Origin of the sequence: Citrobacter sp. Cc139 (genome assembly GCF_030334645.1) — a bacterium.
GTDB classification, from domain to species: Bacteria; Pseudomonadota; Gammaproteobacteria; order Enterobacterales; family Enterobacteriaceae; genus Citrobacter; species Citrobacter werkmanii.
In genome coordinates, this window is record NZ_JAOWDM010000090.1 from 72,088 (window position 1) to 84,429 (window position 12,342).

Below are 12,342 nucleotides of genomic sequence, written 5' to 3' on the forward strand. Positions count from 1 at the left end.
ATCTCATGTCCCCATTTAACGGCAAATCAGTTCTGGTTCTTGGCGGCAGTCGGGGGATTGGCGCGGCTATTGTGCGCCGTTTCGCCGCAGATGGCGCAGCGGTTACCTTTACCTATTCAGGCTCCGCAGACGCTGCAAAAGCGCTTGCGGATGAAACAGGTTCCCACACGACGCAAACCGATAGCGCCGATCGCGATGCCGTCATTAACCGGGTACGGGAAAGCGGCCCGCTGGATGTGTTAGTGGTGAATGCAGGGATTGTGCTGTTCGGCGACCCGCTGGAGCAGGATCCCGATGACGTTGAGCGCCTGTTCCGCATTAATATCCACGCGCCCTGGTACGCGGCAGTAGAGGCGGCACGACAAATGCCTGACGGCGGGCGGATTATCATTATTGGTTCAGTGAACGGCGATCGTATGCCAATTGCCGGTATGGCTTCCTACGCGTTAAGCAAGTCTGCTCTGCAAGGCCTGGCAAGAGGGCTGGCCCGTGATTTCGGCGCGCGTGGCATTACAGTCAACGTAGTGCAACCGGGTCCCATTGATACTGACGCTAATCCAGCAGAAGGTCCATTGAAAGAGCTGATGCACAGCTTTATGGCGCTAAAACGACACGGTCGACCAGAAGAAGTGGCCGGAATGGTTGCCTGGCTGGCTGGTCCGGAGGCCGGGTTTGTGACGGGAGCTATGCATACAATTGATGGGGCGTTTGGCGCCTGACAGTAATAACAGGCCGGAGACAAGTGCCCCGGCCTGTTCAGCTGTCTTAGTTCTCAGTATCGAGCTCGTCGAAGCTTTTCACCAGGTCATCAATCGCTTTGATCTGCGTGAGGAACTGTTCCAGTTTCGCCAGCGGCAGTGCGGATGGACCATCGCATTTAGCATTGGCTGGATCCGGATGCGCTTCAATAAACAGGCCTGCCAGACCTACCGCCATGCCCGCGCGCGCCAGTTCAGTCACCTGACCACGACGGCCGCCGCTTGCGGCGCCAAACGGGTCGCGGCACTGCAGCGCATGGGTGACGTCGAAAATCACCGGCGAATTGCCAGAGACCTTTTTCATCACGCTAAAGCCCAGCATATCCACAACCAGGTTGTCATAGCCGAAGTTCGCGCCACGGTCACACAGGATAACCTTATCGTTACCGCCTTCATGGAATTTATCCACGATATTACCCATCTGACCCGGACTTACGAACTGCGGTTTTTTCACGTTGATAACGGCACCGGTTTTCGCCATCGCTTCCACCAGATCGGTCTGGCGAGCGAGGAATGCCGGCAGTTGAATCACATCCACCACGTCAGCAACAGGCTGTGCCTGGCTGGCTTCGTGAACGTCGGTGATCACTTTTACGCCAAAAGTTTGCTTCAGTTCCTGGAAGATTTTCATCCCTTCTTCAAGGCCCGGTCCACGGTAAGAGTGGATGGAAGAACGGTTGGCTTTATCAAAGGAGGCTTTGAACACGTAAGGGATACCCAGTTTTTGAGTAACGGTTACGTAGTGCTCACAAATGCGCATCGCCAGATCGCGGGATTCCAGCACGTTCATTCCGCCAAACAGCACGAACGGCAGGTCATTTGCCACGTTGATGTCGCCAATGCTAACCACTTTTTGTTTCATAGGATCGCCTTAAACGGTAGGTAAAGTGTCATTAATCAATGCAATACAATTTGTTTGTGCGAAATGGCATTAATCTGCGCACGAATCATTTCGCTGATCGGGTCTTCCGGACACTGCTCAACGAAATAACTTAAATCTGTCAGCGCAACATGTTCACACTCCAGTTGCGCATATATCAATCCCCGATCGCGTATTTCATACGGGTCTTCAGGATTAAACTGTAATAATGCTTCACTGGCTCGCAGCGCCAGTTCCATTTGCCGCTCTTCCATCAGCGATGATTTCAACGTGTCGAGCAGTTTGCGGATCACTTCTGCGTTATCCGCTTCATCCAGATCTTCATTAAACAGTTCCGCGACCGGGCTGATGTTCCCCTTCAGCCACACTTCCAGCGTGTGTTCATTTAACGTTTCGCCATTGAACGGATTGATTAGCCACATTTCGCCATCAAGCGATTCAATGCGCAGGATGAGTTGTGTCGGGAAAATCACCGGTACCAGCGGCAGATCCAGTCGGTTGGCAATCCATAATAAGATCGCGCCCAACGACACCGCACTGCCCTGACGATTTTTCAGAACCTGGTCGAGCCATAGTGCATCAGAAAGACGATAGACGCCGTGGGTATCCGTAAACCCCCATTCGCCGTAAAAAAGTGCCAGCAGTTTTTCCAGTTGCTCATCCTGAGACAGGAGCTGGCTAATTTCTTCTTGCGCCAGACTGACCAGACGTTCCAGTTCGTCATAGACAGTTTGTGTTGGAAAATCCAGACGGATAGACTCCGACGCCAGGATCATCCCATCACACAATGGCGCTTTATTAAATTCGAAATCAGCTAACGACCTCATGACTTACCCCAGTAACGGTATTTTTGTGGTGGCGAGTTTAATGATGATGTACAGCACCACCAACGCCAGCGGAAATGCGACTAATCGCGCCTGCTGGCTGCGCGCCCGACGGTAATCGAGCGCAATAAAACCCAAAACGATGTAAATGATAACCCCAAACAGCTTTTCAGTCAGCCATGTCCCTTGTTCGGTGAATGGCAGGATGTGCGTTTTAACCATTAACGCCACGCCGCTGAGTAATAAAACGGTATCCACCACCGGCGGCACAATGCGCGTCCAGCGGGCACGGGCTAGACGCGCGTCGGTGTAACGCCACCAAAAACGCAGCGTCAGCAGACTAACGGAAAGCGCAATGCTGATGAGATGAACGTTGAGTAACACACTGATGGTACTCATGATGGGATGCGTCCAAGCGTAATTCGCTCGTTGCCGCCATAATCACGGCAGGTTTCAACCGCCAGATAACCGGCGCGCGTAAAGGCATCGCGCACGGCCTCACCCTGCTGCCAGCCATGTTCCAGCAACAGATAGCCGCCTGGCGTTAACACGTGCTGAGACCGATCGATAATATGTACGATATCCGCCAGCCCCTGATCGCCCGCCACCAGCGCCGACAGCGGCTCAAAGCGCACATCGCCCTGCGCCAGATGCGGATCCTGTTCGTCGATGTACGGCGGATTGCTGACAATCATGTCAAACTGCTGCCCCTGCAAAGCGCTAAACCAGTCGCTTTGCAGCACGCGAACATTGTCGATAGCCAGGTGCTGCGTATTACGCATAGCCAGCGCCACGGCATCCGGCATCCGATCAACCGCCGTCACCGCGCAATCCGGACGCTCGGTTGCCAGCGCCAGGGCAATCGCGCCCGTACCGGTCCCCAGATCGAGAATGCGACATGCACAGGCTGGCAAGCGAGCCAGCGCCTGCTCCACCAGACACTCGGTATCCGGACGCGGAATCAGCGTGGCTGGCGATACAAACAGCGGCAGCGACCAAAACTCGCGAACGCCGGTTAAGTGCGCCACGGGTTCGCCCCGCTGACGCCGCTCCAGTAACGTGTCGAGCTGCTGACGCTGCGCCTCGGTTAACAGCGTTTCGCCAAAAGCCAGAATAAAGGTGCGCCCCTTACCGGTAACGAACTCGAGTAAAATCTCTGCGTCACGGCGCGGGCTTTCGCTTGCCGGTAATTGGCTTATCGCTTCACGCAGCCAGTGCTGATAGTCCATTAATCCTGCTCGGACAATGCCGCCAGTTGGTCGGCCTGGTATTCCTGGACAATTGGCTCAATGAGCATATCCAGTTTGCCTTCCATCGCTTCATCCAGACGGTAGAGCGTCAGGTTAATGCGGTGATCGGTCACGCGCCCCTGCGGGAAGTTATAGGTGCGGTTACGATCGCTGCGATCGCCACTGCCCAGCAGGTTGCGACGTTCAGAGGCTTCCGCCTGTTGACGCCTTGCCACTTCGGCCGCACGAATGCGCGCCCCCAGCACCGACATCGCTTTCGCTTTGTTTTTATGCTGTGAACGTTCGTCCTGACATTCCACCACGATGCCGGTTGGCAAGTGGGTAATACGGATTGCGGAGTCGGTGGTGTTAACGTGCTGGCCCCCTGCGCCTGATGAGCGGAAGGTATCAATACGCAGATCGGCCGGGTTGATGTCCGGCAGTTCAGCATCCGGCAGTTCCGGCATGACCGCGACCGTACAGGCAGAGGTGTGAATTCGTCCCTGTGATTCCGTCGCCGGGACGCGCTGCACGCGATGACCGCCGGACTCAAATTTCAGTCGGCCATAAACGCCTTCGCCGCTAATCTTGGCAATGACTTCTTTAAATCCGCCATGCTCGCCTTCGCTGGCGCTCATGATCTCAACCCGCCAGCGACGTGCTTCAGCGTAACGGCTGTACATGCGGAACAGATCGCCGGCAAACAGCGCCGCTTCATCACCACCGGTTCCCGCGCGCACTTCGAGGAAGGCGTTACGTTCGTCATCAGGATCTTTCGGTAACAGCAGAACCTGCAGGTGTTGTTCCAGCTGTTCACATTTCTCTTTTGCTTCGCGCAGTTCATCCTGCGCCATTTCACGCATTTCAGGATCGTCGAGCATCATCTGAGCCGTCTCGATATCTTCCTGAACCTGTTGCCAGTCCGTAAAACAGCGCGATACATCGCTTAATTGGGCATATTCGCGCGACAGTGCACGAAAACGTTCCTGGTCTGCGATAGTACCCGCATCGCCGAGCAGCGCCTGAACTTCTTCATGGCGTTCATGCAGGGCTTCCAGTTTGGCAACGATAGAAGGCTTCATAGGCGTAAATGCACCCTGTAAAAATAAGATTGGTGTGCTGCTACTCCAGCCCGAGGCTGTCGCGCAGAATATTCAGGCGTTCACTATCCCCGTCACGGGCGGCCTGTTGAAGTGATTTGGTTGGTGCATGGATCAGGCGGTTAGTCAGTTTCCAGGCCAGATCCTGCATAATGGCTTGCGCATCACCGCCCTGTTGAAGAGCGGCCAACGCTTTGGCGGTCAGTTCATCACGGATCTGTTCTGACTGACTGCGATACTCGCGGATAGTGTCGCTTGCGCCCTGGGCACGCAGCCAGGCCATAAACTCACTGGTTTCCTGCGCTACAATCGTTTCAGCTTCCACAGCAGCCGCTTTGCGCTGCGCCAGGTTATGCGAAATGATGCTTTGCAGATCGTCAACGCTGTACAAGTAGGCGTTGGACAATTTGCCCACTTCCGGCTCGACATCGCGCGGTACGGCGATATCCACCAGCAGCATAGGCTGGTTGCGACGGTTTTTAAGCGCACGCTCTACCATTCCTTTACCGATAATCGGCAGCGGACTGGCGGTTGAACTGATAATAATATCGGCATCCTGCAAGCGGGCGTCGATATCGCTTAATGAAATCACTTCGGCGCCGACTTCATCCGCCAGCACCTGCGCGCGTTCACGCGTACGGTTGGCGATGATCATATTCTTCACTTTGTGTTCGCGCAAATGACGCGCGACCAGCTCGATGGTCTCGCCTGCGCCGACTAACAGCACGGTTACCGTGGAGAGCGATTCAAAGATCTGCCGCGCCAGCGTACAGGCGGCAAAAGCCACGGAAACAGCGCTGGCGCCGATATCGGTTTCGGTACGGACGCGTTTAGCGACAGAGAACGATTTCTGGAACATGCGCTCCAGCGCACTGGCGTTCTGGTGGCCTTTCTGCGAATCCGCAAAGGCTTTTTTCACCTGTCCCAAAATCTGCGGCTCGCCGAGCACCAGCGAATCCAGACCACTGGCAACACGCATCAGATGGCTGACGGCGTCATTGTCCTGGTGCCAGTACAGGCTATTGCGCAGATCTTCTTCATTAAGATTATGGTATTCGCACAACCAGCGAATCAGCGCTTCTTGCAGGTTATCCTGCTCTTCCACGCTGAGGTAAATCTCTGTGCGGTTACATGTCGACAGCACTACCCCGCCCTGCACCATTGGCAGCGCTTGCAGGCTGTCCAGCGCCTGATCGAGCGTATCCGGCGAAAACGTTACGCGTTCTCGCAGCGATACAGGTGCCGTTTTATGGTTAATACCAAGCGCTAAAAGGGTCATGTGAGCGGGAATAGTACCAGCGTTGATAAGGTTAGACTGGGTGCATCATACAGGATGCGTGCGGTCAATAAAAGAGACAGCCCCCTTTTGGAGTAATAGCTTAGCGCACAAATTTAAGCGATTTAAGATAACTTGAACGTAGACGATGTCAGATGGTGGCGCTAGCATTGAGAGTTATAACTGCAACGTATCTCAAGGATTTGTCATCATTATGACCCTGCCTGATTTTCGCCTGATTCGCCTGCTGCCCCTTGCAGCCCTGGTTCTTAGTGCCTGTACCCTCAACGCGCCGAAAGGTCCCGGCAAAAGCCCCGATTCCCCGCAGTGGCGCCAGCACCAGCAGGAAGTACGCGCCCTGAACCAATATCAGACGCGCGGTGCGTTCGCTTATATCTCCGATCAACAGAAAGTGTATGCCCGCTTTTTCTGGCAGCAAACCGGACAGGATCGCTATCGTCTGCTGCTGACCAACCCGCTGGGCAGCACGGAACTGGAACTCAATGCGCAGCCGGGCAACGTTGAACTTGTCGATAACAAAGGTAAGCACTACACCGCCGACGATGCCGAAGAGATGATTGGTAAACTGACCGGCATGCCTATTCCGTTGAATAGCCTGCGCCAGTGGATCCTTGGCCTGCCGGGTGACGCTACCGATTACAAGCTCGACGACCAATATCGTCTGAGTGAAGTGAACTACAGCAAAGACGGTAAAAGCTGGAAAGTGGTCTATAGCGCCTACGACAGCAAAACGCAGCCAGCGATGCCGGCCAACATGGAGCTGTCCGACGGCTCCCAGCGTATTAAGCTGAAAATGGATAACTGGATTGTGAAATGATGAGCCATTGGCCCTCTCCGGCAAAACTGAATCTGTTTTTATACATTACCGGGCAGCGTGCAGACGGTTACCACACGCTGCAGACGTTATTCCAGTTTCTCGACTATGGCGACGAGATTGGCATCAATCTGCGCCACGACGGTGAAATTCATCTCTTAACACCGGTGGAAGGCGTTGCGCATGAAGATAACCTGATCGTGCGCGCGGCACGTTTGCTGATGAAGACGGCGTCTGCGACCGCTCGCCTGCCCGCAGGAAGCGGCGCGGACATCAGTATCGAAAAACGCCTGCCGATGGGTGGCGGCCTGGGCGGTGGTTCGTCAAATGCGGCCACCGTTCTGGTGGCGCTGAATCATCTCTGGCAGTGCGGGCTTTCGGTTGATGAACTGGCGGCAATCGGTTTGACGCTGGGGGCGGATGTTCCCGTGTTCGTGCGCGGCCACGCGGCTTTTGCCGAAGGCGTGGGAGAAATTCTGACGCCGGTCAATCCCCAGGAAAAATGGTATCTGGTCGCTCATCCGGGAGTCAGTATTCCAACGCCGCTCATTTTTAACGATCCTGACCTCCCGCGTAACACGCCAAAAAGGTCAATAAAAACGTTACTAAAATGTGAATTCGGCAATGATTGCGAGGTTATCGCAAGAAAACGTTTTCGCGAGGTTGATGCGGCGCTTTCCTGGCTGTTAGAATACGCGCCGTCGCGCCTGACTGGTACAGGGGCCTGTGTCTTTGCTGAATTTGATACAGAGTCTCGTGCTCGCCAGGTGCTTGAGCAAGCCCCGGAATGGCTCAAAGGCTTTGTGGCGAAAGGCGTCAACCTCTCCCCTTTGCATAGAGCGTTACTCTAAATCATTCGGGTTTCAGGAAGATGGCGAGATGACGGAGCGCCTGGCGCATACAACAGTATGTACTGGTGTGAGGAATTAACGCCAACGCACATGAAACGCGAAGGATGAAGGGTAAACCGGGCAAGCTGAGTTGCGGTGACAACGTCACCCTGTTCCAGACGTTGCATCGCGCTCTTTAATACACCGCATGGAGAGGATACTGCCTGGCCCGCACAGTTTTCGGCAGATTCTTTCCACCAATGGACGCATGCCTGAGGTTCTTCTCGTGCCTGATATGAAGCTTTTTGCTGGTAACGCCACCCCGGAACTAGCACAACGTATTGCCAACCGCCTGTACACTTCACTCGGCGACGCCGCTGTAGGTCGCTTTAGCGACGGCGAAGTCAGCGTACAAATTAATGAAAATGTACGCGGTGGTGATATTTTCATCATCCAGTCCACTTGTGCCCCTACTAACGACAACCTGATGGAATTGGTCGTTATGGTTGATGCGCTGCGCCGTGCTTCCGCAGGCCGTATCACCGCCGTTATTCCTTACTTCGGCTATGCACGTCAGGATCGTCGCGTACGTTCCGCTCGTGTACCGATTACCGCTAAAGTCGTCGCTGATTTCCTGTCCAGCGTTGGCGTTGACCGCGTCCTCACCGTTGACCTGCATGCTGAACAGATCCAGGGCTTCTTTGACGTACCGGTTGATAACGTATTCGGTAGCCCGATCCTGTTAGAAGACATGCTGCAACTGAACCTGGACAACCCGATCGTGGTTTCTCCGGACATCGGTGGCGTCGTGCGTGCCCGTGCTATTGCTAAACTGCTGAACGATACCGATATGGCTATCATCGACAAACGTCGTCCGCGTGCGAACGTTTCTCAGGTGATGCACATCATTGGTGACGTTGCAGGTCGTGACTGCGTACTGGTTGATGACATGATCGATACCGGCGGTACGCTGTGTAAAGCAGCAGAAGCACTGAAAGAACGTGGTGCAAAACGCGTATTTGCTTACGCAACCCACCCGATCTTCTCAGGTAATGCGGCAAACAACCTGCGCAACTCAGTGATTGATGAAGTCGTTGTCTGTGACACTATTCCACTGACTGACGAAATCAAAGCACTGCCAAACGTGCGTACATTGACCCTGTCGGGTATGCTGGCCGAAGCGATTCGTCGTATCAGCAACGAAGAATCCATCTCTGCCATGTTCGAGCATTAATCGAGCCCGGCTCAAAAACCCGCTGCGGCGGGTTTTTTTATCTGTAATACTTATTTGTATGACTTTTGCCTCCTTCACCTGCCATTTAGTTGACAGATGATGCGCTCATGGATGAAACATTATTGTGAACAGATTATTTTCCTCACATGTGATGCCTTTCCGCGCCCTCATCGACGCTTGTTGGAAAGAAAAATATACCGCTTCTCGCTTTACCCGTGACCTGATCGCCGGGATAACCGTGGGGATCATTGCCATTCCGCTGGCAATGGCCCTGGCAATAGGCAGTGGCGTTGCGCCGCAGTACGGTCTGTATACCTCCGCCGTCGCTGGGATTGTTATCGCTCTCACCGGGGGGTCGCGTTTTAGCGTCTCTGGCCCAACCGCCGCCTTCGTGGTGATCCTGTATCCGGTGTCGCAACAGTTTGGGCTGGCAGGCCTGCTGGTTGCCACGCTCATGTCCGGGATATTTCTGATCCTTTTCGGCCTCGCCCGCTTTGGTCGCCTGATCGAATATATTCCCGTGTCGGTTACGTTAGGCTTTACGTCGGGTATTGGTATCACCATCGGTACCATGCAGATTAAAGATTTTCTTGGCCTGCAAATGGCCCATGTACCGGAGCACTACCTGCAAAAAGTTGGTGCGCTGTTTATGGCCTTGCCGACCATCAACTTCGGCGATGCCGCGATTGGCGTTGTAACGCTGGGGATCCTGATTTTCTGGCCTCGTTTGGGGATCCGACTGCCGGGCCACCTTCCTGCACTGCTGGCAGGCTGTGCGGTAATGGGGATTGTGAACCTGACCGGTGGTCACGTTGCGACCATCGGTTCCCAGTTCCACTACATTCTGGCTGACGGCTCACAGGGTAACGGTATCCCGCAGTTGCTGCCGCAACTGGTATTACCGTGGAATATGCCCGAGTCAAACTTTACCCTGAGCTGGAGTTCGTTACAGGCGCTGTTACCGGCAGCCTTCTCGATGGCGATGCTGGGGGCGATTGAATCTCTGCTGTGCGCCGTCGTCCTCGACGGGATGACCGGCACCAAGCATAAAGCCAACAGCGAGCTGATTGGTCAGGGGCTGGGTAACATCGTCGCGCCGTTCTTTGGCGGTATCACCGCCACGGCGGCAATTGCCCGTTCTGCGGCCAACGTCCGCGCCGGGGCAACCTCACCCATTTCTGCGGTCATCCACGCGATTCTGGTGATCCTGGCGCTATTGGTTTTAGCGCCGCTGCTTTCCTGGCTACCGCTTTCCGCCATGGCCGCACTGCTGCTGATGGTGGCATGGAACATGAGTGAAGCCCACAAAGTGGTGGATCTGCTGCGTCATGCGCCAAAAGACGACATCATCGTCATGCTGATGTGTATGTCGCTGACGGTGCTGTTCGACATGGTTATCGCCATCAGCGTCGGGATCGTTCTCGCCTCTCTGCTGTTTATGCGCCGTATTGCGCGCATGACGCGTCTGGCGCCGGTCAACGTTGATGTACCAGGCGATGTTCTGGTGCTACGCGTCATCGGCCCGCTGTTCTTTGCCGCAGCGGAGGGATTATTTACCGATCTCGAGTCGCGTATTGCGGGTAAACGTATTGTGGTATTGAAGTGGGACGCAGTCCCGGTGCTGGATGCCGGTGGTCTGGACGCCTTCCAGCGTTTTGTTAAACGTCTGCCGGAAGGTTGCGAATTACGTATCAGTAACCTGGAGTTCCAGCCGCTACGTACTATGGCGCGCGCGGGTATTCAGCCTATACCAGGACGTCTGACGTTCTTCCCGAATAAAGACGCCGCGCTGGCGGATATCAGTTGACGCTCAGCCCGACCAGGCGAAGCGCCCGGGCTACAAATGACAGGCAAAAAAAATGGCTCCCGCGGGAGCCATTTTTATACCAAGCATAATGCTTACGCTTTCAGCAGTTGCTCAGCCGTCGCCTTCACGCTCGCCAGCAGGACTTTCACATCCTCCAGGCACACGGTCGGGTTCAGCAGCGTCAGCTTCAGGCAGGTGATGCCATCGGCTTCGGTGACGCCGACGTTGGCGCTACCGGAAGCCAGCAGCACGTCGCCGATACGCTGGTTGAGCAGCGCAACAAACGCCATATCGTCGCTTGCCGGACGGAAGCGGAACAGCACGCTTGCCAGCTGCGGCTCCATCACCAGCTCCAGATGCGGCTGGGTTTTCACAAACTCAGCCACATCACGGGCCAGCGTTACGCCGTTATCGATAATTTCGGCATACTGCTTTTTACCCAGCGCTTCGAGGCCCATCCACAGCTTCAGCGCGTCGAAACGGCGCGTGGTCTGCAGCGACTTCGACACCAGGTTCGGCACGCCGTGCTCTTCATCGAAATCAGAGTTCAGGTACGCCGCCTGGTAGCGCATCAGCTCGTAGTGACGCGCGTCTTTTAACAGGAACGCGCCGCAGCTGATGGTCTGGAAGAACTGTTTGTGGAAGTCCAGCGTCACGGAATCTGCCAGTTCAAGACCGTTCAGGAAGTGACGATACTGCTCAGACAGCAGTAACGCCCCGCCCCACGCCGCATCGACGTGTATCCAGATCTGGTGCTCTGCCGCCAGCGCCGCGATATCGGCTAACGGATCGATTGCGCCCGCATCAGTCGTCCCGGCCGTGGCGACAATCGCCATCACCTGCTCGCCGTTGGCTTGCGCCTGGGCCAGCTTGTCTTTCAGGTCAGACAGGTCCATACGTGAGAACACATCGGTCTTCACCTGAGTGACGGAACGGTAGCCCAGCCCCATCAACGCCATGTTTTTCTGCACGGAGAAATGCGCGCTTTCAGAGCAAAACACTTTGATTTTACTCAGGTCGCCGGTCAGACCATTCTGCTGAATGGAGTGTCCCTGGCGAGCAAAGAACGCGTCGCGCGCCAGCATCAGGCCCATCAGGTTACTCTGGGTGCCGCCGCTGGTGAACACACCTGCATCACCTGCCGCATAGCCCACCTGCTCACGCAGCCATTCGATCAGTTTGATCTCAATGATCGTGGCCGACGGGCTTTGGTCCCAGGAGTCCATGCTCTGGTTAGTGGCGTTGATCAGCACTTCCGCCGCCTGGCTAATCACCAGGCTTGGGCAGTGCAGGTGCGCCACGCACTGCGCATGGTGAACCAACAGGCTGTCTTTGAGAAAGTATTCAACCGCACGCTCAATAGCGGCCTGGTTGCCCAGGCCCTGAGACGTAAAATTCAGGTTGATACGTTCGCGCAGCTGTTCAACGGTTTTGCCCTGATACATCTCAGGCTGCTTCAACCATTCAACGACCGCTTGCGTACTCTGCTCGATAGCGTCCTGGTAGGCAGCAATGCTCTGCGCCGAGCCGGACAGAATCGGGTTTACGTCTGACATTCGATCCAACTCC

General features: G+C 55.2%; 12 protein-coding genes. 5 read left to right on the top strand and 7 right to left on the bottom strand.

Features of this window, described 5'->3' with window-relative positions; all coding sequences use genetic code 11:
• Positions 1-5: 5 nt before the first annotated feature.
• Positions 6-719, top strand: a complete 714-nt coding sequence (gene bdcA, locus OGV69_RS16520) for an SDR family oxidoreductase (RefSeq protein WP_069324659.1) — start codon at positions 6-8, stop codon at positions 717-719.
• Between the two features lie 46 nt (positions 720-765).
• On the opposite strand, the gene kdsA is transcribed toward bdcA, so the two are convergent.
• The 6 genes from kdsA to hemA are packed head-to-tail and all read right to left on the bottom strand — an operon-like array spanning position 766 to position 6,070.
• Positions 766-1,620, bottom strand: coding sequence for a 3-deoxy-8-phosphooctulonate synthase (gene kdsA, locus OGV69_RS16525; RefSeq protein WP_038641145.1), 855 nt, complete (start codon positions 1,618-1,620; stop codon positions 766-768).
• A gap of 35 nt (positions 1,621-1,655) precedes the next feature.
• Entirely contained in the window at positions 1,656-2,465 is an 810-nt protein-coding gene (sirB1, locus tag OGV69_RS16530) for an invasion regulator SirB1 (RefSeq protein WP_069324660.1), read from the bottom strand.
• A gap of 3 nt (positions 2,466-2,468) precedes the next feature.
• On the bottom strand, positions 2,469-2,861 hold the full coding sequence (gene sirB2 / locus OGV69_RS16535) for an invasion regulator SirB2 (protein WP_069324661.1): 393 nt from the start codon (positions 2,859-2,861) through the stop codon (positions 2,469-2,471).
• Positions 2,858-3,691 (bottom strand): peptide chain release factor N(5)-glutamine methyltransferase, encoded by an 834-nt coding sequence (gene prmC, locus OGV69_RS16540; RefSeq protein WP_069324662.1) that lies wholly within the window; start codon positions 3,689-3,691, stop codon positions 2,858-2,860. The genes sirB2 and prmC overlap by 4 nt, the downstream gene beginning before the upstream one ends.
• A complete protein-coding gene (gene prfA / locus OGV69_RS16545) occupies positions 3,691-4,773 on the bottom strand; it encodes a peptide chain release factor 1 (RefSeq protein ID WP_038641152.1) in 1,083 nt (360 codons plus the stop codon). Before prfA ends, prmC begins: the two co-directional genes overlap by 1 nt.
• A gap of 40 nt (positions 4,774-4,813) precedes the next feature.
• Positions 4,814-6,070 carry a glutamyl-tRNA reductase gene (gene hemA / locus OGV69_RS16550; protein WP_038641154.1) on the bottom strand — a complete coding sequence of 419 codons (1,257 nt, stop codon included), beginning with the start codon at positions 6,068-6,070 and terminating at the stop codon, positions 4,814-4,816.
• 211 nt (positions 6,071-6,281) lie between these two features.
• On the opposite strand from hemA, the gene lolB reads away from it, so the two are divergent.
• The 4 genes from lolB to dauA all read left to right on the top strand — a co-directional run bounded on the left by lolB (position 6,282) and on the right by dauA (position 10,773).
• A complete protein-coding gene (gene lolB, locus OGV69_RS16555) occupies positions 6,282-6,905 on the top strand; it encodes a lipoprotein insertase outer membrane protein LolB (protein WP_003020792.1) in 624 nt (207 codons plus the stop codon).
• Positions 6,902-7,753 (top strand): 4-(cytidine 5'-diphospho)-2-C-methyl-D-erythritol kinase, encoded by an 852-nt coding sequence (gene ispE / locus OGV69_RS16560; RefSeq protein ID WP_038641157.1) that lies wholly within the window; start codon positions 6,902-6,904, stop codon positions 7,751-7,753. Before lolB ends, ispE begins: the two co-directional genes overlap by 4 nt.
• A 265-nt stretch (positions 7,754-8,018) precedes the next feature.
• Positions 8,019-8,966 carry a ribose-phosphate diphosphokinase gene (gene prs, locus OGV69_RS16565; RefSeq protein ID WP_001518537.1) on the top strand — a complete coding sequence of 316 codons (948 nt, stop codon included), beginning with the start codon at positions 8,019-8,021 and terminating at the stop codon, positions 8,964-8,966.
• A 124-nt stretch (positions 8,967-9,090) separates the two neighbouring features.
• Positions 9,091-10,773, top strand: a complete 1,683-nt coding sequence (dauA, locus tag OGV69_RS16570; protein WP_074458524.1) for a C4-dicarboxylic acid transporter DauA — start codon at positions 9,091-9,093, stop codon at positions 10,771-10,773.
• 92 nt (positions 10,774-10,865) lie between these two features.
• Here dauA and OGV69_RS16575 read toward each other — a convergent pair whose 3' ends face one another.
• A complete protein-coding gene (locus OGV69_RS16575; RefSeq protein ID WP_069324664.1) occupies positions 10,866-12,329 on the bottom strand; it encodes a pyridoxal phosphate-dependent decarboxylase family protein in 1,464 nt (487 codons plus the stop codon).
• Positions 12,330-12,342: the final 13 nt, after the last annotated feature.